Below are 25,662 nucleotides of genomic sequence, written 5' to 3'. Positions count from 1 at the left end.
CTATTTTAACCTTAAAAAAGTTCCTTAGAAAGTTTGAAATCGTTCTACTTCATTTTTTCAAAGAGATACAGTTTTCCGCCAGAGAATGCATAAGTCTGGAGAAGGTTTCCTTCTAACACCATGGTTTTACTCGTTACATCAATAATTGATATATAGTTGCTGGAATTGTATTTCAAGTAATTTTCTTTGTTTTTGGTTTGTGGATTTTTACCAAACTCGAATTTGTATTTCACCCAATCTTCTTTTTCTGATTGACAGTGAATAGGTTGGAATTTACCCTTCTTAGATTTGAATTCAATAACCTCAACACCCTCCGCACATTCGCTTTTGAAATTGTTGGCCGGATCACTGTCTTGGGTGAACTGCTCATAAGTTCCGTTGTAGATTCCAACTACTTTCCAGGTTCCATTAAGACGGTCTTCATCAATTTTCCCCTCCGCTTTTTTCACTGCCCAGCCAACGCCTTTTACGGTTCCTTTCACGGCAGAAATTCCAATTTTTGCAGTGGTGGTTACTATTTTTGCTGCAGTAGAAACTACACAGGAACTTAATGTAAAACTGATAAGGAGCAGTAAGATCATTTTATTAATCTTCATGGTCTAGTTATTTAATGGACAATTTACGGTAAAATATAATGATACTATAATATCTCTTTTTACCGCAAAAGGTAAACAAAAGGTTTGATACGGTAAGTGATTCAAAGGTTCGCAAAAGGTAAATGTAATTTGCGCAATATATTATGCACCCTACTGAAAATTTCTATTTTTCATGGGTCTTTTGCGGTTAAAAGATTAATATTATTAGGGGCGAAAGTTTAATCCTTAAGAGTGGAGAAGGAGCTTAGGAGAGCAATTGGACAGGCACTTATATTCTTAACAGAAAGACCTACCATTGCGGTTCTTTTAAAATCTTTCTTTTAACTAAAGAAAAAAATGCGGTACCTCAATTTTTAGGTGCCGCATTTTAAATGGTATTAAGCGATAAAACGCCAAATCTGAGCAACAGTAAAACAAACGACCAAGCCGTAAACAATCGGAAGTACGGTGGCCACGAAAGTCCATTTTCTACTGTTGGTTTCTTTGTAGATGGTATAAATCGTCGTGCTGCATGGATTATGGAGCAAACTGAAAAGCATCAGGTTTACGGCAGTGAGCGTTGTCCAACCTCCGGCTTTTAAAAGGAGGGCAATTTCAGAAGTACTTCCTTCAAACATGACTCCGGCACCTGAACCTAAAGCGGTGTTGCCTATGGTTAAAGTGGTTAACATTAAAATTGTAGGAATTACAATCTCGTTGGCTGGAATGGCTACGATGTAGGCCAATAAAATCACGCCATTTAAACCGAGAAAGATTCCAAACGGATCTAAGCCATTAATCACCCACAAAGCAATACTTTGGTTCCCGATCATGATATTGGAGATGAGCCAAATGATTGCTCCGGCCGGTGCTGCAAATACAATTGCGCGCCATAATACAATTAAGGTTCTATCAATTAATGAGGTGTAAACCGTTTGTAAAACATTGGGTGGTCGGTAAGGCGGAAGTTCTAAAGTAAAGAAAGAAGATTCCCCTTTTAATAATGTTTTGGATAATAACCAAGACGTGAAAAAGGTAAAGGCAATTCCTAAAATGGCAATGAAAATAACGGCTAACATAGAAACCGTTCCAGACCATCGGCTCGGCACCAGAACACCGAGGAAAATGGTTGCAATAATAATTTGAGTGGGCCATCTTCCATTACATAAAGAGAAATTATTGGTAATAATTGCAATCAGTTTCTCTCTCGGACTATTGATGATTCTGGTCGCTACAACTCCGGCTGCATTACACCCAAAACCCATACTCATGGTTAAAGCCTGTTTGCCATGCGCTCCTGATTTTTTAAAAATACGGTCCAGATTAAAGGCAACTCGGGGCAAATAACCAAAGTCTTCTAACAAAGTAAATAATGGAAAGAAAATCGCCATTGGTGGCAACATTACGGCGACAACCCAAGCGGTACCAAGATAAACTCCATCTACCAAAAAGCCACTAAGCCACCACGGAAAGTTTAAACTCACGGCGCCATTATTCAAAAGTGGATGAATGGTATCTAAAAGTAAAGAGGCCAGCATTTGAGAAGGGTAGTTAGAGCCAACAATGGTAATCCAAAGGACAGCGCCTAAAAGCAAAAACATAATGGGAAATCCCCAAATTCTGTGCGTCACAATATTGTCGATGGCCCTGTCCAGACGAAATGATCTTTGCGTTTTATCAGAAGAAACTGAATCCTTTACCAGCTTAGCAGATTTTGCATAAATGCTTTCTACCAAATCATTGCGGTACTCATCTCCTAAGTTTTCACGATATTTCTTTGCCTGTTTCAGAATTTCCAGAAGATTGGTCTGATTTATTTCTGAGGAAAGTCGCCCTTCCTGTAAAGCCGTAATAATGCTTTCATCTTCTTCAATCAAGCGAATGGCGAGCCAGTTTGTATTTGATAGATTAGGATCAAGATTCTTTAATAATGTTTCGATTTCAGCAATTGCTTTTCCACTTTTATCGGACAATTGAAAAGAATTACGCTGCGTCGTTTGAAAAGTTCCCTCGCCAACTTGTTTAATGGCTGCCAGTAATTCAGGGATTCCTTCTTTTGAACGGGCACTCGTTTCGATGACTGGAATTCCCAAGTCCCGCGATAAAGTTCTTACATCGATCGATATATGATGACGCCGTGCTTCATCCATTAAATTAAGACAAAGAACCACCTTATTGGTAATCTCTAAAATCTGTAAAACCAGACTTAAATTTCTTTGCAAACGGCTGGCATCAACCACCGCGACAGTAACATCAGGTTTACCGAAAAGTACAAAATCCCGCGCAACTTCTTCATCTTCAGAAGTTGATAAGAGGGAATACGTGCCGGGAAGATCGACGATTTTATATTTTTGATTTTGATAAGAAAAACTTCCTTCTGCACGAACTACGGTTTTTCCTGGCCAATTACCAGTATGTTGTTTTAGACCTGTTAATGCATTAAAAACGGTGCTTTTTCCTGTATTTGGATTTCCGGCTAAAGCAATGGTAAAATCTGAATCGCCAGAGGAGATTCCCATTTTCTTCAGTTCTGCCGAAGGATTTAATTCGCAGGTATCACATGCTGTTTTCATATTTTATTCTTTTACTTTAATTAAAACTTTTGCAGCATCTTCATTTCGGAGAGAAATTAAAGTATCATGAATGTTATATGCAATCGGATTTTTGAGCGGACTGATATTTTGCACGCTAATTTCTGAGCCGCGAACAAATCCCAAATCCAGTAACCGTTGGCGAACTTCGCGATTACACTCGGGTGAAAGTCCTTTGATAATCGCAGTTTGACCTTTTTGTAATTGTGCTAAATTGTAATTTAATTCCATAAAACTCATTTAAAACCATTCATTTGTGAGCTGTAAAAGTAATGAATTAGATTAACCTAACAATAGGTATACCATAATCTAACAATTTATGAATAGTTCTAAAAAGAAATCAATTTTACCATCAAAGAGAAATCGAAAAAAGCAAAGAAGGCTGATAATCATTAAGAAAGAAACATAGTAGAATGCTACTTTTCCAGCATTACCTTATAAGTAGGATCTTCTTGGATGTTAACATCGATGACGGCTTCGGCATTTTTTAAAATTTTGCGACAATCTTCGCTCAAATGACGAAGATGCAACGTTTTGCCAACTTTTAAATATCTCTTTGACAATTTATCTAAAGCATCAATGGCACTCATATCCACCACACGACTTTCTTTAAAATCAACAACCACTTCCTGAGGATCCTCAGAAGGATCGAACTTTTCCAGAAAAGCAGTTGCCGAACCAAAAAACAAAGGTCCGAAGATTTCATAATGTTTTACACCATGTTCATCAATATGTTTTCTGGCTCTAATTCTAATTGCACTGTCCCAGGCAAAAACCAGAGCCGAAATTACAACTCCGACTAAAACCGCAAGAGCCAGATTATGAAGGATTATGGTGATTAATGCAACTGCAACTCCCACAAAAATATCGGACTTTGGCATTTTATTCACAATCCTAACAGAAACCCATTGAAAGGTAGAAATGGCAACAACCATCATTACGCCAACCAAAGCGGCCATTGGGATTTTCTCAATAAAAGGGGCACCAAAAAGAATGATTATTAAAATAGTGATTGCTGCAACAATTCCAGAAAGTCGGGCTCTGGAACCTGCATTAATGTTCACCAATGTTTGGGCAACCATTGCACAACCACCCATTCCACCAAAAAAACCATTGGTCATATTGGCGATTCCCTGTGCGACAGATTCTTTATTGGCGCTGCCTTTAGACTCGGTAATTTCATCGACCATTGATAATGTCAGGAGCGATTCGATTAATCCCACACCAGCCATAACGAGCGCATAGGGAAAAATAATCTGAAGAGTTTCCAGGGAAAAAGGAATATTTGGGAGTTGAAAAGTAGGCAAACTTCCGCTGATGTGTGCAATATCGCCTACGGTTTTTGTATTGATATTGAATCCTAACACCATTCCAAAAACAGCAACAATTGCTACTAAGGAAGCAGGAATTACTTTGGTGATCTTCGGGAAGAAATAGACAATTGCTATTGTTAAAGCCGTTAATCCGATCATCATATACAACGCTGAACCTTGCAGCCAAGAGGAAATTCCGCTTTCGTTTAAAAACTTAAACTGCTCGATTTGAGCCATGAATATGATAACGGCTAAACCATTAAGAAAACCATACATCACAGGTTGAGGAATCAATCTTACAAATTTGCCTAATTTGAAAACACCGACGAGCAATTGAAAAACGCCAGCCAAAACCACGGCAGCAAACAGATAATCTAAACCATGAAAATGAATCAGTGCAATCATCACTACAATTGTTGCACCCGCGCCACCAGAAACCATTCCGGGACGGCCGCCTAAAACAGCCGTCACCAAACCCATCATAAAAGCAGCATACAAGCCAATCAGGGGAGAAAGTCCCGCCAGAATTGCAAAAGCCAATGATTCTGGAATCATGGTCATTGCCACAGTAAGACCGGCTAAAATCTCTGTTTTGTAATTAATGTTTTTGGGTATGGTAAGAAATCCTGAAATAGTTTGCATTAATTGAATTGGAAGTTTAAGTGTTTTTTCTATTTAAAAAAGAGCGCAAAATTAGTGAAATTAAATTTTTACATCATTGGAGTAGGATCAGGTTAGAATATAGGTCTAATTAAAAGAAGGGATACTTCCTTTTTTTTCCTCTTCCCAAAAACTGCAAACGATTAATTTTTTGCACATGTGTCAATTTTTAAGTGTAAAAAAAATCAGATCAATATTTTTAAACGTTAGTTTTTGTAAATAGTGAAAAATATCATAGGGTGTTTTAACGGTATTTGTTTTTAAATAATTAATTTAGCTGCCCCCTAATGATCAGGGCTTTTAAAGAAATGATTATTTAAGAGGTTTTAAAACTAATTTTTAATGGCCAATCAAGGACAAATTGTAGAAATACCCGGTAATTCTCCGCTTTATGCGAGAGAGGCTCCACCATTTTTATCCAAAAAAGAAATGCTTTCCTGGGAATCCGAGAAAATGCCTTATTCTTTGTTTGATGGTTTTTTAGTCGGAGGTCATTCTGGAGTTGAACATTTTAAAATTGGTCAAAGAAGAGGAATTAACGTAGGTGGAAAAAAAGAACCTCTTTATGTCATTCATATTGATCAAAAAGAGAATCGTCTTTTTGTGGGAGCAGGAGAAAGACATCCTGGTCTTTGGACCAAAGTTATTTCGTTTGATGCTAAGAAACTTCACTGGAAAGAAGGAGAATATTTTTCGTCAGAGGAATTGGAAAAAGGAATTCCGATTGGGTTGGCGACCTCAGTTTTGGAGAAAGATATTCGAACCTTGTTTTATATTTTTAACGAAGAAGGCTATTTCGAATTTGAAAGACCAGTTTCAGTAAGCATTAAAGAACACCCAATACAACTTTTATATAAAGACAAAATAATAGCAAATATTAATTAAATAATTATACTATGAAACTAAAGCTTTCTTTTTTAGCAAGTATTTTTTCGTTTTTCTTGTATGCGCAATCCGCTCCGGCGTATTATTCAAGCGTAGATTTTAATAAATCCAAAAACGAACTTAAGCAGGACTTAGCAACTTTAATTACGAGTACTCACACTAAAGTAATTTCCTACAGTGAGTTGCAAACCCTTATGAAAACTAGTGATGTAGATCCTGAAAATCCAGCAAACCTGCTTTTAATCTATGGTTCGCAATCCTCGGGAACTCATCAAAGAAGCCGCAGCATTGGCGGAAGTTGGAACCGTGAACACGTTTATGCAAAATCTAAAGGAACTCCAAACTTAGGAACTTCCGGTCCAGGAGCTGATGGTCACCATCTTCGTCCGGCAGATATTACTTTAAACAGCACCCGCGGAAGTTTATTATTTGACGACGGAACAGGTGCAGCGGCTTACAAAACCTCTCGTGGTGGTTGGTACCCAGGTGATGAGTGGAAAGGCGATGTCGCCAGAATTTTAATGTATATGTATGTGAGATACAATACCAGATGTTTGCCTTTGAACATCACCATGAATCCAAATACCTATTCACAGGACTTTCCGGATATTTTATTGAAATGGAATGTAGAGGATCCTGTTTCAACTTTTGAATTGCAAAGACAAAATGTAGTTGCAAATATGCAGAAAAACAGAAATCCATTTATTGATAATCCTTATTTAGCAACCGTAATGTGGGGTGGTCCAGCGGCACAAAATACGTGGCCAGATACCTTCAGCGGTGGTGGAACAGTAGATACTCAAGCACCAACCATCCCGACAAACCTTGCAGTTTCAGCAACAACATCATCAAGTATTTCTTTAACATGGACGTCTTCTACAGATAACCTTGCAGTAAGCGGATATGAAATTTATATTAATGGTGTTTATCATTCAACCGTAACTACTACTAATGCTGTGATCACCGGATTAAATCCAGAAACCACCTATTCTTTCTCTATCATTGCAAAAGATACGGCCGGAAATAAATCAGAAAGCAGTTCAGCAGTTCAGGGAACCACCGATAGTGGAACTTCGCCTGGGACAGGAGCAACTTGTGGTACAGAAGATTTTGAAAACATTCCGTCTACGGGAAGTACGCCACCGGCTTCATCTTATACCGACAGAACATGGTCGAGCAACGGTATTGTTTGGACTGCAACCAATGCGAGAACAGACACCCAAAGTTATATTGATGGTCCTAACAATAAATCAATCTGTATTAAAGAAGGCTATTTAAAATCGTCTGTAATTTCAGGTGGTGTAGGAACTTTAAAAGTGAAAACTTATCTTCCTTTTTCGGATTCTGCCGGGAACTATACTTTGAAAATTAATGGGGTTGTAAAAGGGTTGATTCCTTATTCTAAAACTGCAAAAACACAAACCATTGAAAACATCAATGTGGAAGGAGATGTGATTATAGAATTGATCGATGAAGCAACCAGTAACAGAGTTTCTTTTGATAATCTTTCCTGGACTTGCTATTCTTCTATGGCGACTGATGCAACAGAAATCAAAAATCAGAAAATCACTATTTATCCTAACCCTGTTAAAAATAACGAGTTTTTCATCAACGGAATTGATAAAAATGAAACTGTAAAAGTTTATAGTTTAAACGGTCAGTTATTGCAAACGATCAATAATGTGAATGACAAAGAAAAAGTGAACCTTAACAAATTACCAAAAGGAGTTTATTTTGTAACCACTAAAACACAGTCTGCGAAGATTATTGTGGAATAATACAAGATTTCCCTCATTAGGAAACATTAATATTAAGGCCGGAAGAATTTTCTTCCGGCCTTTTTTATTGCTGATTTTATAATATTCTTGGTTTTAATAAAGGCTTATTTAATAGTATTAAAATATCTTAAAATAGAAAATTTAGTATGTATTTGGACCAAAAGTTGATATTCATTCGAAAGTGTTTTTAAAATGGCAACTATTTGTTCCTGTTAAAAACAATATTCAAAAGATTCAAAACATTAAAATTTACAAATTATGGGACAAGCACAATCACCACAGAAAGATTTAGGCGGACAGGAAGCTATTGAAAAAATTAAAAAATTAACAGAGAAGGCAGGAATCTGTTTTTTCACTACAAAAGTTGGACCCGATGCGCACAGCGTTCCAATGTCTTTGCAGGAAGTTGATGAAAACGGAACACTTTGGTTCATTAGCCCTATCGATAGTACGCATAATCAAAATATTTTAGAAGATTCAGCTGTTCAGTTGCACTTTCAAAACGATTCTTCTTATGAATTTGTATTCATTAAAGGACAAGCAAAAATTTCTCAGGATCAAACTTTAATTGAGAAGTATTACAGCCATTTTGCTGATGCCTGGTTCGATGGGAAAGATGATCCGCGCGTAACAGTAATAGGCGTAACTCCTGTGGATGGCTATTACTACGAAACAAAAGATAATAAAGTATTTGCTATGGCAAAAATGATCTTTGCGGCCGTAACGGGCAGTAAGAATGAAGATGGTGGAATAGAAGGAGGCCTAAAAGTGTAATCCAAAAAGAAAATCAAAATTCCATTTGTATTGGATATAAAAGTCGGAAGAATTACTTCCGGCTTTTTTCATTGATCATTAAGTAGAAATTTAAACTCTCAGAACACCATGAAATCCTCTTGAAGCATAATAAGATTAACCGCCATCATATTAAATGAAAATAGTGTCGTACCGAAAATCAGTGAAAATAGCACCCCTTAATTTTAAAATAGCGTCTATAATCTATCATTAAAATAAGTAATTCGTACCATACTTGGGTTTATTACTAACACTCTTTTCATCTTTGAGTTTGTAATTTTGCACCAAGAATAATTATGAACTAGAAAATAAATGAAGATGAAAACAGAAATAAAAACCATATTAATACCGATCGATTTTACCGAGAAATCAAAGAATGCTTTGAAAGTTGCGGCGAAAATGGCGCAACGTCATCAGGCAAAATTAATCATTACGCATACCGTTCATATCTATTATATGATCAGTCGTGGTGGGAAACAGGTAATCGGTTCAGAAACAGTGCAGGAGAATACAGATCGCGCCAATGAAAAATTAAACCAGTTAAGAATTTCGTTTCTTGAGAAATATAATATTGAGGTTGAAACAAGATTGTGCAGTCAAAATATTATTGATAGCATTAACGATTTTGTAGAAACTGATCAAATCGATTTAGTGGTGATGGGAACTTCAGGACAGCAGAAGATAAAGCAATTGATCTTAGGTTCTAATTCTTACAATGTCCTTTTACACGCCAATTGTTCGGTGCTTTTAATTCCGGAAAAATTTAAAAGAACGTCTTTTAAAAAGATTCTTTTCCCAGTTCGTGTGAAAAATGAACTTGATCAGAAAGCAGATCTTTCTATTTTATTGGCAAATAAAAATGGAGGAAATATTAACCTTCTCGGAGTTGGAGATCCGGATCGAATGATTGAAGTAAGAAAAGCCTATTTAGAGATGAAGAAGAATTTAGTATTAAAATCAACAGATTATGAATCTGAATTTATTCTTTCTCATGACAACGCAGAGATTATTGCGCAGGTGGCAAAAGATAAAAAATGTGATATTATCGTATTAGCTGATGAAGATGAAAATGCATGGAAATCGTTTATGGCTGATAATTTCTTCAAAAAAATGATTAACGGAACTGCTATTCCTTTATTCATCGTAAAATCAAAATTAAAGAAAATTAAAAATAAAACAGAAACAGTTTCAGGTTATGATTTAACCTTGCCTGTTCTGGGATAAAATTAAGAAATGATAAAAATAAATACTTATTCAGAAAAAAGCAAAGCATCAAAAGAAATCCAGCAAGAAGTAATTAATTTCCTGTTTGATAGCCTTGAACAATATGGTGATCCGAAAGAAGATATTCAAAAATGTATCGATTACGCTTTCGGTGAAAACCACAAACCTGGTGGAATGGTCATCACCGCCATCAATTCTGAAAGTCAAAAAATAGTCGGTGCAGTGATTATAAATAAAACCGGAATGAACGGATATATTCCCGAAAATATTTTGGTTTACATCGCAACCGATAAAAATATGCGTGGAAAAGGAGTCGGAAAACAATTGATGCAAACTGCAATTAATTTATCCGATGGCGATATGGCTTTGCATTGCGAACCAGAAAATCCTGCCAAATTCTTATACGAAAAACTGGGCTTTACCAGTAAATATCTCGAGATGAGATTAATAAAATAACATGTCATATATTACTTTACATTCTGCAAAACTCCTCCATAACTATAAAGTCCTCAATCAGATTTTTGCCCAAAATAACATTGAATGGGCTATCGTTGCTAAACTTTTATGTGGCAACGAAAAATTCTTGCAAGTATTATTAAACCTGTCTGACAAAGAAATTTGTGATTCCAGATTGAGCAATTTGAAGACGATCAAAAAATTGTCTCCGAAAACGGAAACTATTTATATTAAACCGCCAGCAAAACGTTTAGCAAAAAGTATTGTGAAATTTGCTGACGTTAGTTTCAATACAGAAATCGCGACTTTGGAAGTCCTTTCTGAAGAGGCGGTGAAACAAAATAAAATCCATAGAGTAGTGCTGATGGTAGAAATGGGCGAGTTGAGGGAAGGAATTATGGCGCTTAATCTGATGCAATTTTATGATGAGGTTCTCGCTTTACCGAATATTGAAGTCGTAGGATTAGGAACGAATTTAAATTGCCTTAATGGTATTTTACCCGATGAAAAGAAACTCTATAAACTCAATCGTTTTAAAGAGATTATCGAGGAGAATTCCGGTGAGAAGATTCCTTATATTTCTGGCGGTTCATCCGTAACAATTCCTTTAATTTTTAAAAATGAAATCCCGTTTGGGATCAATCATTTCCGAGTTGGAGAAACTTTATTTTTTGGAACTAATGTTTACGAAGATTCTTTAATTACAGGAATGTATCAGGACGTTTTCACTTTGACTGCAGAAATTATCGAAATGCAACAAAAACCTAATATTCCTTCTGGAATTGCCGGTACTAATCTTACTGGTGAAACGCCCACCTTTTCTGAAGAAGAAAGAGGAAAATCATCACTTCGAGCCATCGTAGATGTTGGATTATTAGATATCGATCACAAAGATATTTCAGCCCTGATTCCTGGAATTGAAATTATTGGAGCGAGTTCTGATATGCTGATTTTGGATTTGGGAGAAAATGCTGAAAACCTTGAAGTTGGCGATACGATTGATTTCAGCATGAATTATATGGCGGTTCTTCGCGCAATGAATTCTGATTACGTGGATAAAAAGTAGATTCTGAAATTGGAGTTTCCAACAAGTTGATTGCTCAAAATGTTTGTTTGAATTAGCACCATTAAAATGGTTTGTTTTATCTTAGCATTAACATTAAAACAGACTATTTATGGCAAACTCATTTATTAATTCAATGACGATAAACTCTTTGAAACGTCCGTTTTCTTTTGATGGGGAGTTTGTGTTTTTAACACTTTCAGATTTAGCGCAAGTCTTCAATGCACAGAATTCCTATAAAACAAAATTCTATACTTTATTCGTTGTAGAAAGTGGTTCAGGGAATTTAATGATTGATCACGAAGTTTTCGATTTACAAAAAGGAAGAGTTTTATTTGTCAATTATAATCAGGTCTTCCGGTTTGCAGAAGTTGAAAACTTTACTGGAGAAGCAATTCTTTTTACGCGTTCATTCTACAATCTGATTTATACCGGAAACAGGAAGATAAAAAATGATACCGCTTTCTCCAACTTGCCTTCTTTCCTGGATTTTTCTAAAAGTGATTTGGTTCATTTTCGAACGGGAATTATCGATATTAAAAAAGAATTTAATCAACCCACGATATTAAGTAAAGAGATTATTTGTTTGTTGTTAAAGGCGTCGATGCTAAAATACATTCGGAAAACCGACAATGCAGATTATATCGATTTTAAAACCAATAAAAAAAGCACTTATATCGAACAGTTTAAAAACCTGGTTGAAATTCATTTTAAAGAATTGAAGCGAACTTCTGATTACGCTGATAAATTAAGTATTTCTGCTAATTACCTGAATGCTTTAGTTAAAGAAAAATTAGATATTTCTGCGGAGAATTATATTCAAAATCGGGTAGTGCTGGAAGGCGAACGTTTGTTACTAAATACCGATTTATCGGTAACGCAAATTTCATTCGAACTTGGTTTTTCAGATAAATCCCATTTCGGGAAATACTTTAAAAAAATCACTCAGGAAAGTCCTAATAATTTTAGAAAGAAATTTCAACAATCAAACAATCTTTGAAAACCTTTAAAAATAAATAAAATGAAATTTACAAAACCAACATTAAAGAAAATTAAATTTCACACCGGTATAAAATCCATCATTGACCGTAAAATCGGAAGCATTAACGTTTTGGATAATGACCAAATTTTACATGAAAAAACCAAATTAAAAAATATGAGGAATGGAAAATTCCGTTTTTAAAATCCTTTTCAAAAGACATACACTTCCTTTTTTCATTCAATTCAATTTCCTTTTTCTACAGAAGGAAATTTTTAATAATAGTACCTTCATCGAGTTGAAACCTTCAGCAGTTATCATCTAAACAGATTTTCGCTAAAATAGAGAAGAGAAAAAGTGCTAAAAACCGAATTAATATAAAAGTAGTAATTTCATTGTTTACAAATCTGAAAATATTGGAATAAATTATATTCTAATAGCAGAATACAATGATTGTTTAAATAAAATTAAAAATATATGTGATGCTTATGACTTAAAAATAAAAAAACTAACCCAAAAAAAACACTAACCATGAACAGAAAAACATTTATTCAACAGACTTCTTTGGCTGCCGGCGCCTTATTGACTCCTTCGTTTTTATCGTCATTCAGCAGTAATTCCGCAAGTGTAAAAGTGGTGATTATTGGTGGAGGGTTTTCCGGTCTGGCTGCTGCCTATCAATTAAAACAAAAAGGAATTTCTTTCATCATTTTAGAAAGTCGCAACCGAATCGGCGGTAGAGTATTTTCCCACCAAATGAACAATGACCTCGTCATAGAACTGGGCGGCGAATGGGTCGGGAATTCCCACACCCGAATTCAGGAGTTGTGTGGCGAATTTAATATACCGCTGCAGAACAATCAATTTGAGACCCATCTCATTTACAAAAATCAATATTCACCAGCAGGCAAATGGGATTACAGTCCGGAATGGAATTCGAAATTTGAAAGTCTGTTAAAGAAATATCCTGAAATGTCGGAGGCTGAAAAACTGAAACTCGATCAGTACGACTGGTGGCGATATTTGGTTGATAATGGCTGCAAGGATAGAGATTTGGATATCCGCGAATTATTGGACAGTACCGATTTCGGCGAAAGTATTCGTCACGTTTCTGCTTTTGCAGCGCTGGCTGAATATGCGGAAAGCAGCCCGAAAAATGAGATGGATTTAAAAATGAAAGGTGGAAATGCACAGTTAGCAAAAGCGTTTGCCAACCGACTTGGCGCCGAAAACATCCGCTTAAAACATCACGTTGCTCAAATCGATCAAACCGGTAAAAAAGTGAAAGTTCGTTGCAGCAACGGAACTGTGATTGAATGTGATAAAGTGATTTGTACGGCGCCTACTTTTGCTTTGAGCCGAATTAATTGGTTACCTGCCTTGCCAGAAGTTTACGCAGACGCAGTTCGACAGTTGCAATATGCTCGGATTCAAAAACACGCCCTGCATTTTACAGAACGCTTGTGGGGAGACGAAAGTTTTGATTTAATAACCGATCAGGCACCGCTTTATTTTTATCATGCGACTAAAAATCAAGCATCGAAGGAAGGCGTTTTGATTGCATATTCAATCGGAGACAAAGCAATGATGAATGCCAATCAAACCAATGAATTTCAGGCGCAGGACGTTTTCAGATGTCTGGAACCACATTTTGGAAACATCAAACCGCTGCTTAAAAATCAGGTCAGTTATTATTGGGGCAACGATGAATATTCACGTGGCGCTTATGCATTTTATGGAATTGATCAGTGGTTCAAACTTCGACCAATATTGGCTCAACCTTTTATGAATACTCATTTTGCCGGAGAGCATTTGGCAGACTGGCAAGGTTTTATGGAAGGCGCAGTAGAAACCGGAGAAGCAGCAGCACAGAATATTTATAAAAGTTAAAAGTGTCCTAAATCTTTTCTTTAATTTTTAAAATAGTACATTATGACTGCGTATTTTCAAGTTCTATTAAAATATTCAATGTTAATGAGATCATTATATAAAAACTAAAAAAACAAACCATGAAACATTATTTATTTGCCACCCTAATTTTCACGGCACTTGCAGGAATGTTTGTGCAGTGTCAGAAAGCAGTGGCTGCGGAAGAAAATCAACAATCTGAAATTACAAAAACAGCAGGAAAATCGGAATCCACAATCGGCACTAATTCTCCATCGGATCTGTCAATTTTAATTCCTACATCATATCGAAAGACAAGTAAAGGCTATCCTAAAAATGTAGAAAATAAAAATTGGTTTGAACTTTACAAAGAGGAAAAAACAGGAAAGTGGCTTATAGGTAAAGCAGATTTACAGATTTCTTACGACCGGGATGAATGTTCAGGAGACGATGTTATGATCCTAAAATCTAAAAATGAAAATGCTGTTTTATTTTTTACAAATTTCAAAGGTTTAAATGAAAATCCAGAAACGATTTTAGAAAACAAACCACTATTTCCGGAGTACAATATTTCCTTCAAGTTTAAAGGAAACGAATATATGCTTTCGCCCATGGGACGCGTTGTTGATGATCAACAATATGTCATTCCTTCTTCAATGGTTCGGGAAAAAACAGATCAGGAACTTACCGATTCGCAAATCACCAACTACGTGCTTTCTTTTTCCGTTGATGATGACTCGTATAATTTGGCAACCATCAATAAAATAGAATTTTCTACTCCAAAAATTATTTGGATAGGCGATTTAAATGGCGATAATTTACCCGATATGATTTTGGATTTATCTGATTCTTATGAAGTTCAACATTTGTTCTTCTATCTATCAGATTCTACAGATAAAGAAAAACCATTAAAAAAAGTTGGTGATATTTTAGTCGTAAGCGACTGTTGATTTTCGAGCAAAAAAAAACTTTGTCAAAGTGTAGAACTTTGACAAAGTTAATTCTGTAATTCTTAATTAGGTTTTTTCAAACCGTAGAATTTTTTATTTCGCTGGAATATTCGCTAAGATTTCTTTTAAGAATCCCCAGAATTTCTGAACAGAAGGAATATTGGCTCTCTCATCTGGTGAATGCGCTCCACGAATAGTTGGACCGAAACTTACCATTTCCATGTCTGGATAATTGGCTCCGATAATTCCACATTCCAAACCTGCGTGACAAGCCACAACCTGTGGTTTATCACCAAAACTTTTTTCGTAGATTTTTTCCATGATCTGTACGATTTCAGAACCTTGTTTTGGTTTCCATCCCGGATAAGATCCATTAAATTCTACGGTCATTCCGGCTAATTCATAGACTGATTTTAACTGTTCAGCAACCGCGTATTTTCCAGATTCAATTGAGGAACGGGAAAGGTTTAATATCTGTAAAGCGCCATTTTTCAATTCAACTCTGGCAATATTATTTGATGTTTCCACCAAATCAGCAACATCTGGCGACATTCTGTAAACTCCGTTGTGTGCAGATTTTAAGGCCAAAATTATTTTCTTTGAATCTGCTTCAGAAATCGCTTGATCTGGAGTAGAGTAGGTTTCAATATTAATGTGCAAATCTTTTTCAACAGTTGCAAATTCTTCCAAAATCGCTGCTTTCAAACTGTTCGCTCCATCCATAAATTCTACAGAATTTCTAACCGATAAGACCACATTTCCTTCTCTTGGAATTGCGTTGCGCAAACCGCCACTATCCATAGAAATCAATTGAATGTTTTGGTTGTAAAGTCCGGTATATAAAAGTCGTCCCAAAATCACGTTTGCATTTCCAAAACCTTTGTGAATATCCATTCCAGAATGTCCTCCCTGTAAACCTTTCACGGTGATTTTTACAATTTGACCTTTGGAATCTTCCAATTCATAATTTTGTGAAGCAGTAACATCAACTCCACCAGCACAACCGATATCTATTTCGTCATCTTCTTCCGTATCTAAATTCAATAAGATTTGACCTTCCAACTGTCCAGGTTTTAAACCAATTGCTCCCGTCATTCCGGTTTCTTCATCAATAGTAAAAAGGGCTTCCAAAGCAGGATGAGCAAGATCGTTACTTTCTAAAATACTCATAATTGAAGCCACGCCCAATCCGTTGTCAGCACCCAAAGTAGTTCCTTTTGCTTTTACCCAATCGCCATCAACTTCCATCTGAATTCCTTGTGTCTCAAAATCAAATTCAATATCATTGTTTTTCTGGCAAACCATATCGAGGTGAGATTGCAAAACAATTGACTTTCTGTTTTCCATTCCTGGAGTTGCAGGTTTTTTAATGATTACATTTCCAACTTCATCAACCGTAGTTTCTAAGTTTAGATTTTCACCAAAGTTTTTAATAAATGCGATTACTTGTTCTTCTTTTTTTGAGGGACGGGGAACCGAATTCAAGGCTGAAAAATTCTTCCAGATAATTTGCGGTTCGAGTTGTGATAATTCCATTATAAAATTTTATTTACCTCAAAAATACAAATAAAAAAACGCTCCCGAAATTTTCAAAAGCGCTATGTTTTAATTTTAAGATTATTTTAACAGCCGCATTCTCCGTAAATCGGCGTGATTGTTTTTTCACCTTTTTTATTTTCAACCGTCATGGTTCCCTGAAACAACATCACTTCATCTAATTCGTTTACTTTTTTCCCTTCGATGGTTACTGAAAACTCATCATTTTTAATGATTTTGCTAAAGTTATCCGGATCAAAATCTCCTTCTTCCATTTTAATTTTCGCTTGTTTTCCATCAATTTTTAGAAAAGCACTGTTTCCATAATCATCGATATAAACGTATTTCTCATTATGAAAATCTTCTTTTGTTTTAGAAAAATAACAGGAGCAACCATTCACTTCCGCTGGAAAACCAAATGATTCAAGGTTGATTTGGTTTAAAGTTGCTGCGGTATTCGCAGAATCAATTGCTACATTTAAAGAGTCAGTCGTTATTTTGGTTTCCGAAACCTGCTCTTCTTTCTTACAAGAAAATAGCATCATTAAAGACGCGATAATCATTACTTTCTTCATCTGATATTTATATTTAAAATTGATATTGAATTAACCGCGCAATCTTTCCAGCAAAACCATCATTAAAAAAGATAAAACTACCAACGATTCATCGTGATTGTCAATATCTTTTAATCGGTCTAACTGAAATCTTCTTCCTATTAAAGAAGGCATTTTTTTTAATTTGAAATATTCGGTTCCGTTGGCATCTTTTACGGTGTAGGAAGGATTTAGAAAATATCCTGTAAACATTCCTACGATAGGAATTTCGCTTACCATTCCATCCATAATTTTCACCCAGGCATTATCTTCACTGATGTTAAATTTCAGTTGGTCATTTTCGTCTAAGACTTCGTAATGAGATTTCCAGAAAGAGCGCATTCCTTTCCTGGCAAGGCGGCCATAGTTTTTATTATTAATAAGATCGTTCATTGAATAACTGGCGTTGAAATCTAACCAGCGATCGGCTTTAATTCTGAACAGTTCCTGCGATTTTGATTCATCATTGAAAACGATAACATCTTCTTTCAGTTTAAACATTTTCTGACGGACGTACGCTACATAATTTCCGTTTTTATCGGTAATATTAAAATCACTTGAAAGTGTGGTGATTTTGAATTTAAAATCAAGTGGGTAATTCAGATTTTTTAGAACCATTTATTATTTTTTTTTAAAGATAATAAAATCTCCGAAACTCGCATCTTGAAACTCTAAAGATTTTGTAACAGAAATTGGGTGAAATCATCGTCTTACTTTCGAATTTTCTATATTTGTAATCGTTTAAAATTCCCCTCATTAATTAAGAGGAAAAGAGAATCTCTACATTTAAAAATTTTGTAAATATTATTTCTAATGAAAATAAAAAGTACCCTGGTCGCTCTTGTAGCGCCTTTTCTTATGAATGCGCAGAATGTGATGACTCCCGAAATATTATGGACTCTGAATAAAATAGGAGTTTCTGCAGTTTCGCCAGATCAGAATTCACTCATCTACAGTATTGGAAAAACCGATCTGAAGACGGAAAAAAACAACAAAAAAAATTATTTCTTTAATATTAAAAGTGCTGAAGCAACCGCTTTGGATTTGGGTAAAAAATCTTTGATTCAGTGGGATGCAAACGGAATTTATGCGCAGGAAGATGACAAAATTTATCTTTCTAAAGATGCCGGAAAAACCTGGACAGAATTTTATACCGTTGGGAAAGTTGACAATATTGTAATTTCTCCCGATGGTAAAAAGGTAGCCTTTAGCAAAGAAGTTTTGGTTGAAAAATTATTAGGAAAAGATAAATATGCTGATACTCCGAAATCGACAGCGCATATTTATACTGACTTAAATCTTCGTCACTGGGATTACTATAATGAAGGAAAATACAACCACGTTTTTGTAGTTAATGTTTCTGAAAATGCCGATAAAGCAAAAGATTTATTAGAAGGAAAACCTTGGGATTCTCCGCAAAGACCTTTTGGTGGTGCCGAAGATTTTATTTGGTCTCCAGATTCCAGCCAACTTTTATACGTTACAAAACCGTTGAGTGGTAAGGAATATGCCTTTTCAACCAACACCGATGTTTTCGCTTATGACCTGGCTACAGGAACAGTGAAAAATCTTACAGAAAGCAACAAAGGTTATGATGTTGCGCCTAAATTTTCTCCAGACGGAAAATATTTATACTGGATGTCGATGGCCAGAGATGGTTATGAAGCCGATAAAAATGATTTAAAAATCATGGACTGGAAATCAGGAAAAGTAACGAACCTTACCAAGGATTGGGACGAAAGTATTACTGGTTCTGTTTTTTGGTCACCAGATGCAAAAAACATTTATTTTACAACAGCTTGGAAGGGAACCAAACAACTTTTCTCTTTGAATCCGAAAAACGCTAAAATCCAGCAAATTACCAAAGGAGATTTTGATGTAAATGATATTCATGCTCAAAACAAAAACGGTTTATTGGTTTCCAGAAATGACATGAACCACAATCCAGATTTGTTTTCTGTGGATTTGAAAAATGGTTCAATGAAACAAGTAACTGAAGTAAATAAGAAGAACTACGAAAAAATTAAGCCTTCCAGAACTGAACTTAAAATGGTAAAAACTACAGATGGAAAGGAAATGGGAGTTTGGTTTATTTATCCGCCAAACTTTGATGCGAATAAAAAATATCCAACTTTATTATATTGTCAAGGTGGACCACAGTCTGCTTTAACACAATCTTTCAGTGTTCGTTGGAACTTCGCATTAATGGCAGCAAACGATTATATTGTAGTAGCGCCAAACAGAAGAGGAATGCCAGGTTGGGGAACAAAATGGAACGAAGATATTTCTAAAGACTGGGGCGGACAAGTAATGCAGGATTATTTAGCAGCCGCAGATTTTGCAAAAACGCTATCGTATGTTGATGGCGACAGAATGGGAGTTGTTGGTGCAAGTTACGGCGGGTACAGCGCAATGATGTTGGCTGGAATTCATGAAAACCGTTTCAAAACTTTCATCGCACATGATGGACTTTTCGATATGAAATCTTGGTATTTAACGACTGAGGAATTGTTTTTTGCGAAATGGGATCTAGGTGGTTCTCCTTATGATGAACCAACTCCGAAATCGTACACCGAATTTAATCCTTCCAATTATGTAAGCAAATGGAATAAGCCGATGATGATTATTCAAGGTGGAATAGATTACAGAGTTCCTTATGAGCAAGGTCAGGAAGCATTTCAGGCAGCAAAACTAAAAGGTTTGAAAGCGAAGTTCCTATATTTTCCGAATGAAAATCACTGGGTATTACATCCACAAAATGGTTTGGTTTGGCAGAGAGAATTTTTTGGTTGGTTGAAAGAAACTTTATAAATCGAAAGAAGTTCAGAGAAATCTGAACTTCTTTTTTTTTACTACTTTTAAGCGATGAACCGTATTTCTTCTTTTCCACCCCTAATTTCTGAAGATTCTAAAGTTTTGATTCTAGGCTCCGTTCCTGGAATTAAATCATTAGAAATGCAGGAATATTATGCTCATCCGCAAAATAAATTCTGGCGGATTTTATTTGAACTTTTTGAGGAAGAGTTTACCACAGATTATTCCGTGAAAATTAAATTGTTAAAAAAATATAAAATTGGGGTTTGGGATGTCATTGATTCGTGCGATAGAAAAGGAAGTTTAGATACCCAAATTAAAAACGAAAATTATCACAATATTTTGAAATTACTGGAAGATTTTCCGTCCATAAAAGTCCTCTTCTGTAATGGGCAGAAATCGTTTAAAACTTTAAATAAAATTATACCAAATGATTTAGAAATTCCAATATTTGTTCTGCCTTCAACTTCGCCTGCCTATACCATTCCGTATGACAAGAAATTGCAGGAATGGTCGGTTATAAAATCTTATCTCTGAAATTAAGGAATCGATTTAGAAAAAAAATTTAAATTCTCTTGATTGAATTAAAAAGACCGAAAATTGATTCGGTCTTTTCTCTAATTTAAAGTTGTACTTTTATTTTAAAGCCTGCATTCATCTTCATTTTAATTTGGTCGGCGGTAACTCTGCTTCCCATAATTTCAATGACTAACGAGTTTTGAGTGGTTCGGAAGTATTCCAGAATTTCCGCATCTTCCAAAGTAAACGTAATGGTGTTAGGATTCGTATTGTCATACGCTGTTGCAATTAATCGGTCGGCTTGATTGGGCGCATTAATATAAATTCTCGCATTTTTAATAACATCTAATTTATTCCCCAAAGTTGAATTTACATAATCCAAACTCAACGTATTTAACTTGGCCGATTTCAAGTTATTGACCGAAAAATTTGAGTTGTTTTCTTTAATCTTTGCATTCAGATCAATATTCATCGGCAGATCTGGAGTCTTGGTATAAGTTGTCGTACTGACGCTTGCCAACGGAACATCAATATTTGTGCTGAACGGAACATCGAATGGGGGCAGAACATCTAAAACAGAATTCACAATATCTCTACAACTTGTCATAAAGAACAACACCAATATCCCTGTAAGCAATGATAACTTTTTCACAATAAAAATTTTGATTTTTTAAAGCCTTACATTTATCGTTCCATTGCAATTTTTATTGTTAAAATTTCTATATTTGTTTGGATGTTCAACCTTCATTTAAAAAAAATTGGAGGAGTGTTTAATTATAAAATTGCTTCTTGATGAGAAAAATTTCTATTTTATTTTTGGTGCTGTTTTTCAGTTTGGGTTTTGCTCAAACCTACGAATTCGATTTTTTAACAAAATATTCGAGTGAAAATTCTAAAAATAAATTCACCCGTGATTTGGTGAGTTATCACAATTCTGACGACTTTTCTTATTATTTAAAATTAATAAAGAATGACGCAGATTTCACAGCCACCCTTTATGATCATCAAAGAAATTTAGCCCATCACTTTTCAGTAATTGAATCTAAAGTTGGGCACGAAATTGAATTCCAATTTTTATACGTTAATACCTCTAAGTTGCAAAACATCATTAAACATGAAAATTACCGATACGAATTTTCTGAAATTTCAGCGAACAATCCGAAGATTGTTTCTTTAAAAATTTACCCTTCAAAACGAGCAAAAAAGCCAAAAGTAGAGAATCTAATTACCCTAAAAATGGCCAATAAAAATTTGATTCAATTATATCGGTCAGATTGTCTTCATTGGTCAGACGGCACTTACAAGTTTTCCGAAATTGGAAATTACATAGTAACACAAAGTATTGAGAAATTTAATAATAATATTTGTCAAACTAATTTAAAGGAATACAAAAATGTCGATTTAAAAATAACGATTCCAAAAGAATTAAAATAATCGTCTTACCATTCCAAAATTTTCCCATAGTTTTCATCTGTTGAATTTTAATTTTCAACTTCTCTTAAAAAAGTCTTCAATAAGTCACGATATTATTAAAGCACGCATTTACTTGACTTTGCCTTTTCAATGTCGTATATTTGCACTCCGAAAATTTTTCCTTTTTCGGATCTAATTTTTAAACCGTAATTTAAAAAGATGAAAACATCCCATTTTAATTTTGACTTGCCGGAAGAACTTTTGGCAGAGCATCCAGCAGAACATAGAGACGATGCGAAACTCATGGTTCTTAATCGTGCAACGCAAACCATTGAACATAAACATTTTAAAGATGTTGTTGATTATTTTGATGAGCACGATCTTTTTATCTTTAACAATACTAAAGTTTTCCCAGCAAGATTGTATGGTAACAAAGAAAAAACGGGTGCCAAGATTGAAGTTTTCTTGTTAAGAGAATTAGATAAAGAAACTCGTGTTTGGGATGTATTGGTAGATCCAGCGCGTAAAATCAGAATCGGTAATAAATTATTCTTTACTGAAGATGAAGGTTTGGTGGCTGAAGTTATTGACAATACCACTTCAAGAGGAAGAACTTTAAGATTTTTATACGATGGTTCTTACGAAGAATTCCGTACTAAATTGAAAGAACTGGGTGAAACTCCACTTCCAAAATATATTAAAAGAGAGGTAGAACCAGAAGATGCAGAACGTTACCAAACGATTTATGCAAAACATGAAGGTGCTGTTGCAGCGCCCACTGCAGGTTTACACTTCTCCAGACATTTGATGAAAAGATTAGAAATCAAAGGAATTGATTTTGCAGAAATAACCCTTCACGTTGGTTTAGGAACATTCAACCCAATCGAAGTTGAAGATTTATCGAAACACAAAATGGAATCTGAGGAAGCGATTATTACGCAAGAAAATGCTGATATCATTAACAAAGCGGTAGAAGAAGGCAGAAGAGTTTGCGCTGTTGGAACAACGACAATGAGAACGATTGAAACTTCAGTTTCTTCAAATAGAAAAATTGGACCTTACCACGGTTGGACCAATAAATTTATTTTTCCTCCACATGATTTCGGTGTTGCAAACTGTATGATCACTAACTTTCATACGCCAAAATCTACCTTGATGATGATGGTGGCAGCATTTGCAGGAAAAGATTTTTTAATGCACGCTTATGAAGAAGCGGTGAAACACAAATATAAATTCTATTCTTACGGTGATGCCATGTTGATCATCTAAGAAATAAAGAAGAAGAGCCAAGTAAAAAGTAAAAAGAACCAAGTAAGATACTTGATATTTTATATAAATTATAAAGGTTAACTTTAGTAAATCAAAATTTTTTTATGAAAAAGAATGATTTACTAGAGAGGACCTTTTGGTTTGGAATTCATTGTCTAAAGTTTTTAAGGAAACTTCCAAATGATCCAGAATATCGGTTAATACGATTTCAATTGGGAAAATCTTCAACTTCACTTGGTGCTAATTATGAAGAATCTCAAGCGGGCTCTTCAAAAGCAGACTTTAAAAATAAAGTCAAAATTTCGTTACGAGAAACAAGAGAATCCAATTATTGGTTGAGAGTGATTAAAGCACTCGAAGAAGGACAGAATGAAGAATTGGATCAACTACTTGCTGAAAGTACAGAACTTAAAAACATATTTGGAGCAATTGTAAACAATACCAAGTTGTAAACATATGGCTCTTTTCACTTTCATCTGGCTCTTTAAAAAACACATTTGTAAAACTTGGCTCTTTTTACTTTTTACTTGGCTCTTACTACACAATGAAGGACATCCGAACTTTATCACTCGATCAATTACAGGAATATTTCGTCTCTTTGGGCGAGAAACCTTTCCGTGCAAAACAAGTCTATGACTGGCTTTGGAGTAAAAACATGCATTCGATCGAGGAGATGACGAATCTTTCTAAAGATTTGCGTGATCGTATTTCAAAAGAATACATGATCAATCCAATTTCGGTCGATCAACTTCAAAAATCGAAAGATGGAACCATTAAAAACGGCGTAAAATTACACGACGGACTTTTAGTAGAATCCGTTTTAATCCCGACCGAAACCCGAACTACAGCTTGTGTTTCCTCTCAAGTCGGCTGTTCCCTGAATTGTGAATTTTGTGCAACGGCAAGATTGAAAAGAATGCGAAATTTAGAAGTCGCAGAAATTGTAGATCAAGTTGCCTTAATCGACAGACAAAGTAGATTGTATTTCGACCGACCACTTTCAAACATTGTGTTTATGGGAATGGGCGAGCCGATGATGAATTACAAAAACGTTGTCGAGTCGATTAAAAAAATCACTGAACCTTCAGGTTTAGGAATGTCGCCAAGAAGGATTACCGTTTCTACTTCTGGAATTCCGAAGATGATAAAAATGCTTGCTGATGAAGACATTAAAGTTAAATTAGCATTGTCTTTACATTCTGCTATCGAGAAAAAGAGAAATGAAATAATGCCTTTCTCCGATAAGTTCCCGTTAACCGATATTATGGATTCTCTAAAATATTGGTATGAAAAAACAGGAAACATCATCACTTTCGAATATTGCGTTTGGAAAGGAATAAATGACCAGGATGAAGATATCAAAGCATTAATTAGATATTGCAAGCAGATTCCGAGCAAAGTGAATCTCATTCAGTATAATCCAATCGGCGACGGAAAATACGACCAATGTAATAAAGCAGCGGAAGACAACTACGTTCGACAATTAGAAAAAGCCGGCATTACCGTTCTGATTCGACGAAGTCGTGGTGGCGATATCGATGCGGCTTGTGGACAACTCGCAAATAAAAGCAGTGAGTAATGTTTTCCCACATCGGCAAAACCAGAACACCCAGACATAACCTTGGCATCGCCTCGCTGCTTTCCTTTGTGGCAGGTCTAGTGAATGTTGTAGGCTTTTTTTCGGTTCAGCGGTTGACCACCAATGTTACTGGACATTTTGCCTTTTTCGTCGATGAAGTTTTCAAACTCAATTTTACAAATGCTTTTCATCTGGCGCTATTTGTTTTCTACTTTTTCTTTGGCGCATTCTTCGCGAATTTTATAGTAGAAACCTACTCTAGAATCAGGGAAAATGAAACCTATGTTTTCCCCATCATTACTGAAGCCTTGATCCTTACCGTCATCGCGTTTACAGGAAACTATCTCATAAAAGTAAATCCTGACGTTATCGCTTACAGTTTGCTTTTTGCCATGGGAATGCAAAACTCACTGGTTACGAGTATTTCGAAATCGATTGTTCGAACAACGCATTTAACCGGACTTTTCACGGATATGGGTATTGAATTTTCACAATTGTTTTTTTATAAAGATCAGTTTCACAAACGCAGGTTACTGAAATCCATAAAATTACGCCTCACGATTATTATCATGTTTTTTGTGGGCGGAGTCTCAGGCGGCGTCTTATTTGAGCATTTCGGCATCAAAACCTTAATTCTCGGCTCAATTATTTTGTTAGGAGGATTATTATACGATTTCTTAAAAATCAAATATCTCTTATTAAGACGCAACAGAGGATGATTACAAACAGAATTATTTAGGCAGACATTTGACAAGACCGAATGTATTGCAACAATTAAAAGAAGGT

The 25,662-nt window shown here is 35.4% G+C and carries 25 protein-coding genes; 17 read left to right on the top strand and 8 right to left on the bottom strand.

The genetic code is table 11. From position 1 onward, the window contains the following. Positions 1–44: 44 nt before the first annotated feature. From PUH65_RS13190 to PUH65_RS13175, 4 genes are all read right to left on the bottom strand, one after another. Positions 45–596, bottom strand: a complete 552-nt coding sequence (locus PUH65_RS13190; RefSeq protein ID WP_305520611.1) for a hypothetical protein — start codon at positions 594–596, stop codon at positions 45–47. Between the two features lie 377 nt (positions 597–973). After that, complete coding sequence (feoB, locus tag PUH65_RS13185; RefSeq protein WP_305520612.1) at positions 974–3,148, bottom strand: ferrous iron transport protein B; 2,175 nt, start codon at positions 3,146–3,148, stop codon at positions 974–976. A 3-nt stretch (positions 3,149–3,151) separates the two neighbouring features. Continuing rightward, the gene (locus PUH65_RS13180) at positions 3,152–3,397 is read right to left on the bottom strand and encodes a FeoA family protein (RefSeq protein ID WP_305520613.1); all 246 of its coding nucleotides are present in this window, start codon (positions 3,395–3,397) and stop codon (positions 3,152–3,154) included. Positions 3,398–3,582: 185 nt separating this feature from the next. Next, positions 3,583–5,121: a SulP family inorganic anion transporter gene (locus PUH65_RS13175; RefSeq protein WP_305520614.1), complete on the bottom strand. Its 1,539-nt coding sequence runs from the start codon at positions 5,119–5,121 to the stop codon at positions 3,583–3,585. 360 nt (positions 5,122–5,481) lie between these two features. On the opposite strand from PUH65_RS13175, the gene PUH65_RS13170 reads away from it, so the two are divergent. The 10 genes from PUH65_RS13170 to PUH65_RS13125 all read left to right on the top strand — a co-directional run bounded on the left by PUH65_RS13170 (position 5,482) and on the right by PUH65_RS13125 (position 15,153). Continuing rightward, a complete protein-coding gene (locus PUH65_RS13170) occupies positions 5,482–6,024 on the top strand; it encodes a tRNA methyl transferase PRC-barrel domain-containing protein (RefSeq protein WP_305520615.1) in 543 nt (180 codons plus the stop codon). An 11-nt stretch (positions 6,025–6,035) separates the two neighbouring features. After that, entirely contained in the window at positions 6,036–7,802 is a 1,767-nt protein-coding gene (locus PUH65_RS13165; RefSeq protein WP_305520616.1) for an endonuclease, read from the top strand. 258 nt (positions 7,803–8,060) lie between these two features. After that, complete coding sequence (locus PUH65_RS13160; protein ID WP_305520617.1) at positions 8,061–8,576, top strand: pyridoxamine 5'-phosphate oxidase family protein; 516 nt, start codon at positions 8,061–8,063, stop codon at positions 8,574–8,576. 336 nt (positions 8,577–8,912) lie between these two features. After that, positions 8,913–9,818 (top strand): universal stress protein, encoded by a 906-nt coding sequence (locus PUH65_RS13155; RefSeq protein WP_305520618.1) that lies wholly within the window; start codon positions 8,913–8,915, stop codon positions 9,816–9,818. 9 nt (positions 9,819–9,827) lie between these two features. Next, positions 9,828–10,274 carry a GNAT family N-acetyltransferase gene (locus tag PUH65_RS13150; RefSeq protein WP_305520619.1) on the top strand — a complete coding sequence of 149 codons (447 nt, stop codon included), beginning with the start codon at positions 9,828–9,830 and terminating at the stop codon, positions 10,272–10,274. A 1-nt stretch (position 10,275) separates the two neighbouring features. Then, on the top strand, positions 10,276–11,340 hold the full coding sequence (locus tag PUH65_RS13145) for an alanine/ornithine racemase family PLP-dependent enzyme (RefSeq protein ID WP_305520620.1): 1,065 nt from the start codon (positions 10,276–10,278) through the stop codon (positions 11,338–11,340). Between the two features lie 109 nt (positions 11,341–11,449). Beyond that, the gene (locus tag PUH65_RS13140; RefSeq protein WP_305520621.1) at positions 11,450–12,337 is read left to right on the top strand and encodes a helix-turn-helix domain-containing protein; all 888 of its coding nucleotides are present in this window, start codon (positions 11,450–11,452) and stop codon (positions 12,335–12,337) included. A gap of 21 nt (positions 12,338–12,358) precedes the next feature. Beyond that, positions 12,359–12,520 carry a hypothetical protein gene (locus tag PUH65_RS13135; protein WP_305520622.1) on the top strand — a complete coding sequence of 54 codons (162 nt, stop codon included), beginning with the start codon at positions 12,359–12,361 and terminating at the stop codon, positions 12,518–12,520. A 327-nt stretch (positions 12,521–12,847) separates the two neighbouring features. Continuing rightward, on the top strand, positions 12,848–14,206 hold the full coding sequence (locus tag PUH65_RS13130; RefSeq protein ID WP_305520623.1) for an NAD(P)/FAD-dependent oxidoreductase: 1,359 nt from the start codon (positions 12,848–12,850) through the stop codon (positions 14,204–14,206). A 119-nt stretch (positions 14,207–14,325) separates the two neighbouring features. Next, complete coding sequence (locus tag PUH65_RS13125; RefSeq protein WP_305520624.1) at positions 14,326–15,153, top strand: hypothetical protein; 828 nt, start codon at positions 14,326–14,328, stop codon at positions 15,151–15,153. Between the two features lie 93 nt (positions 15,154–15,246). Here PUH65_RS13125 and PUH65_RS13120 read toward each other — a convergent pair whose 3' ends face one another. From PUH65_RS13120 to PUH65_RS13110, 3 genes are all read right to left on the bottom strand, one after another. Next, positions 15,247–16,689, bottom strand: a complete 1,443-nt coding sequence (locus PUH65_RS13120; RefSeq protein WP_305520625.1) for an aminoacyl-histidine dipeptidase — start codon at positions 16,687–16,689, stop codon at positions 15,247–15,249. Between the two features lie 86 nt (positions 16,690–16,775). Continuing rightward, the gene (locus PUH65_RS13115; protein ID WP_305520626.1) at positions 16,776–17,264 is read right to left on the bottom strand and encodes a hypothetical protein; all 489 of its coding nucleotides are present in this window, start codon (positions 17,262–17,264) and stop codon (positions 16,776–16,778) included. A gap of 30 nt (positions 17,265–17,294) precedes the next feature. After that, on the bottom strand, positions 17,295–17,900 hold the full coding sequence (locus PUH65_RS13110) for a hypothetical protein (protein ID WP_305520627.1): 606 nt from the start codon (positions 17,898–17,900) through the stop codon (positions 17,295–17,297). 195 nt (positions 17,901–18,095) lie between these two features. Here PUH65_RS13110 and PUH65_RS13105 point away from each other — a divergent pair, with 195 nt between their 5' ends. Together PUH65_RS13105 and PUH65_RS13100 are read left to right on the top strand one after the other, a co-directional pair. Continuing rightward, on the top strand, positions 18,096–20,093 hold the full coding sequence (locus tag PUH65_RS13105) for a S9 family peptidase (RefSeq protein ID WP_305520628.1): 1,998 nt from the start codon (positions 18,096–18,098) through the stop codon (positions 20,091–20,093). 54 nt (positions 20,094–20,147) lie between these two features. After that, positions 20,148–20,633 (top strand): DNA-deoxyinosine glycosylase, encoded by a 486-nt coding sequence (locus PUH65_RS13100; protein WP_305520629.1) that lies wholly within the window; start codon positions 20,148–20,150, stop codon positions 20,631–20,633. Between the two features lie 85 nt (positions 20,634–20,718). On the opposite strand, the gene PUH65_RS13095 is transcribed toward PUH65_RS13100, so the two are convergent. Beyond that, positions 20,719–21,267 carry a hypothetical protein gene (locus tag PUH65_RS13095; RefSeq protein WP_305520630.1) on the bottom strand — a complete coding sequence of 183 codons (549 nt, stop codon included), beginning with the start codon at positions 21,265–21,267 and terminating at the stop codon, positions 20,719–20,721. A gap of 140 nt (positions 21,268–21,407) precedes the next feature. Here PUH65_RS13095 and PUH65_RS13090 point away from each other — a divergent pair, with 140 nt between their 5' ends. The 5 genes from PUH65_RS13090 to PUH65_RS13070 all read left to right on the top strand — a co-directional run bounded on the left by PUH65_RS13090 (position 21,408) and on the right by PUH65_RS13070 (position 25,595). Further along, a complete protein-coding gene (locus PUH65_RS13090) occupies positions 21,408–22,049 on the top strand; it encodes a hypothetical protein (protein WP_305520631.1) in 642 nt (213 codons plus the stop codon). Between the two features lie 198 nt (positions 22,050–22,247). Further along, positions 22,248–23,297: a tRNA preQ1(34) S-adenosylmethionine ribosyltransferase-isomerase QueA gene (gene queA, locus PUH65_RS13085; protein ID WP_305520632.1), complete on the top strand. Its 1,050-nt coding sequence runs from the start codon at positions 22,248–22,250 to the stop codon at positions 23,295–23,297. Positions 23,298–23,401: 104 nt separating this feature from the next. Then, the gene (locus PUH65_RS13080) at positions 23,402–23,749 is read left to right on the top strand and encodes a four helix bundle protein (protein ID WP_305520633.1); all 348 of its coding nucleotides are present in this window, start codon (positions 23,402–23,404) and stop codon (positions 23,747–23,749) included. 92 nt (positions 23,750–23,841) lie between these two features. Further along, positions 23,842–24,876 carry a 23S rRNA (adenine(2503)-C(2))-methyltransferase RlmN gene (gene rlmN / locus PUH65_RS13075; RefSeq protein ID WP_305520634.1) on the top strand — a complete coding sequence of 345 codons (1,035 nt, stop codon included), beginning with the start codon at positions 23,842–23,844 and terminating at the stop codon, positions 24,874–24,876. Beyond that, the gene (locus PUH65_RS13070; protein WP_305520635.1) at positions 24,876–25,595 is read left to right on the top strand and encodes a YoaK family protein; all 720 of its coding nucleotides are present in this window, start codon (positions 24,876–24,878) and stop codon (positions 25,593–25,595) included. The genes rlmN and PUH65_RS13070 overlap by 1 nt, the downstream gene beginning before the upstream one ends. The last annotated feature ends 67 nt before the right edge of the window (positions 25,596–25,662 follow it).

Origin of the sequence: Kaistella sp. SH40-3, from assembly GCF_030686865.1 — a bacterium.
Taxonomy (GTDB): Bacteria; Bacteroidota; Bacteroidia; order Flavobacteriales; family Weeksellaceae; genus Kaistella.
This window is presented reverse-complemented; position numbering and strand designations above follow the sequence as displayed.

Bases quoted from the DNA above. Each gene is read 5' to 3' on its own strand.
- PUH65_RS13190 (WP_305520611.1), bottom strand. From the start codon at position 596: ATGAAGATTAATAAAATGATCTTACTGCTCCTTATCAGTTTTACATTA.
- feoB (WP_305520612.1), bottom strand. From the start codon at position 3,148: ATGAAAACAGCATGTGATACCTGCGAATTAAATCCTTCGGCAGAACTG.
- PUH65_RS13180 (WP_305520613.1), bottom strand. From the start codon at position 3,397: ATGGAATTAAATTACAATTTAGCACAATTACAAAAAGGTCAAACTGCG.
- PUH65_RS13175 (WP_305520614.1), bottom strand. From the start codon at position 5,121: ATGCAAACTATTTCAGGATTTCTTACCATACCCAAAAACATTAATTAC.
- PUH65_RS13170 (WP_305520615.1), top strand. From the start codon at position 5,482: ATGGCCAATCAAGGACAAATTGTAGAAATACCCGGTAATTCTCCGCTT.
- PUH65_RS13165 (WP_305520616.1), top strand. From the start codon at position 6,036: ATGAAACTAAAGCTTTCTTTTTTAGCAAGTATTTTTTCGTTTTTCTTG.
- PUH65_RS13160 (WP_305520617.1), top strand. From the start codon at position 8,061: ATGGGACAAGCACAATCACCACAGAAAGATTTAGGCGGACAGGAAGCT.
- PUH65_RS13155 (WP_305520618.1), top strand. From the start codon at position 8,913: ATGAAAACAGAAATAAAAACCATATTAATACCGATCGATTTTACCGAG.
- PUH65_RS13150 (WP_305520619.1), top strand. From the start codon at position 9,828: ATGATAAAAATAAATACTTATTCAGAAAAAAGCAAAGCATCAAAAGAA.
- PUH65_RS13145 (WP_305520620.1), top strand. From the start codon at position 10,276: ATGTCATATATTACTTTACATTCTGCAAAACTCCTCCATAACTATAAA.
- PUH65_RS13140 (WP_305520621.1), top strand. From the start codon at position 11,450: ATGGCAAACTCATTTATTAATTCAATGACGATAAACTCTTTGAAACGT.
- PUH65_RS13135 (WP_305520622.1), top strand. From the start codon at position 12,359: ATGAAATTTACAAAACCAACATTAAAGAAAATTAAATTTCACACCGGT.
- PUH65_RS13130 (WP_305520623.1), top strand. From the start codon at position 12,848: ATGAACAGAAAAACATTTATTCAACAGACTTCTTTGGCTGCCGGCGCC.
- PUH65_RS13125 (WP_305520624.1), top strand. From the start codon at position 14,326: ATGAAACATTATTTATTTGCCACCCTAATTTTCACGGCACTTGCAGGA.
- PUH65_RS13120 (WP_305520625.1), bottom strand. From the start codon at position 16,689: ATGGAATTATCACAACTCGAACCGCAAATTATCTGGAAGAATTTTTCA.
- PUH65_RS13115 (WP_305520626.1), bottom strand. From the start codon at position 17,264: ATGAAGAAAGTAATGATTATCGCGTCTTTAATGATGCTATTTTCTTGT.
- PUH65_RS13110 (WP_305520627.1), bottom strand. From the start codon at position 17,900: ATGGTTCTAAAAAATCTGAATTACCCACTTGATTTTAAATTCAAAATC.
- PUH65_RS13105 (WP_305520628.1), top strand. From the start codon at position 18,096: ATGAAAATAAAAAGTACCCTGGTCGCTCTTGTAGCGCCTTTTCTTATG.
- PUH65_RS13100 (WP_305520629.1), top strand. From the start codon at position 20,148: ATGAACCGTATTTCTTCTTTTCCACCCCTAATTTCTGAAGATTCTAAA.
- PUH65_RS13090 (WP_305520631.1), top strand. From the start codon at position 21,408: ATGAGAAAAATTTCTATTTTATTTTTGGTGCTGTTTTTCAGTTTGGGT.
- queA (WP_305520632.1), top strand. From the start codon at position 22,248: ATGAAAACATCCCATTTTAATTTTGACTTGCCGGAAGAACTTTTGGCA.
- PUH65_RS13080 (WP_305520633.1), top strand. From the start codon at position 23,402: ATGAAAAAGAATGATTTACTAGAGAGGACCTTTTGGTTTGGAATTCAT.
- rlmN (WP_305520634.1), top strand. From the start codon at position 23,842: ATGAAGGACATCCGAACTTTATCACTCGATCAATTACAGGAATATTTC.
- PUH65_RS13070 (WP_305520635.1), top strand. From the start codon at position 24,876: ATGTTTTCCCACATCGGCAAAACCAGAACACCCAGACATAACCTTGGC.